General features: G+C 44.1%; 2 tRNA genes. Both read right to left on the bottom strand.

Features of this window, described 5'->3' with window-relative positions:
* Positions 1–186 precede the first annotated feature (186 nt).
* Positions 187–262, bottom strand: a tRNA-Ala gene (locus D6V41_RS18080).
* 195 nt (positions 263–457) lie between these two features.
* Positions 458–534 (bottom strand) — tRNA-Ile (locus D6V41_RS18075).
* Between the last annotated feature and the right edge of the window lie 167 nt (positions 535–701).

Genomic DNA, 701 nt, shown 5'->3' with positions numbered 1-701 from the left:
TTTTTCCAATTACTCTTTCGTTAAATATTGATTACTAATTATCAGCTTTTCCAAATTGTTAAAGAACATGTAAGAAGCGAAGCTTTCTACATTTTAGGCTTTAAAAAACCCTAACCTATCAATTCGCATTCGAATCTATAGATTAAGGCTTTAACCACTTTTGATATAAGGCCGCTTCCTAAGAAGTGGTGGAGCTAAGCAGGATCGAACTGCTGACCTCCTGCGTGCAAGGCAGGCGCTCTCCCAGCTGAGCTATAGCCCCTTACATCAGTTTCAAAAATAACTCCCGCCTACGTAGCCTATTCGTCAACCAGTTCGCTTCGTGACAAGTTGGCATCATACGATAACCAGACAGCCACCACTTTAGCGAGTAGGTAATCGGTCAGCAAGGTATCCTTGAGGTAATACCGATTAACACGCCCACTTGCGAAGCAAGTGCTTGTGATAAAAAGCTAACTGGTAGGCTTGGGCAGACTTGAACTGCCGACCTCACCCTTATCAGGGGTGCGCTCTAACCAGCTGAGCTACAAGCCTAAAGTTTTCACACAACTAACTGCGGACCTCACCACCCTTTATTAGGGGAGCAGGGCTGCAACCAGCTGAGCTACAAGCCTATTCATAAAACTCGTAGGTCTTTGCTACTTTTGAACTCTTTCTTATAACAAGACTATCTGTGTGAGCACTGCATTAAAAACGTCGCA

The sequence above is a fragment of the Ningiella ruwaisensis genome (assembly GCF_004798935.1).
GTDB classification, from domain to species: Bacteria; Pseudomonadota; Gammaproteobacteria; order Enterobacterales; family Alteromonadaceae; genus Glaciecola; species Glaciecola ruwaisensis.
The sequence above is the reverse complement of the archived record's forward strand: the minus strand, read 5'-3'. Positions and strand labels throughout refer to the sequence as shown.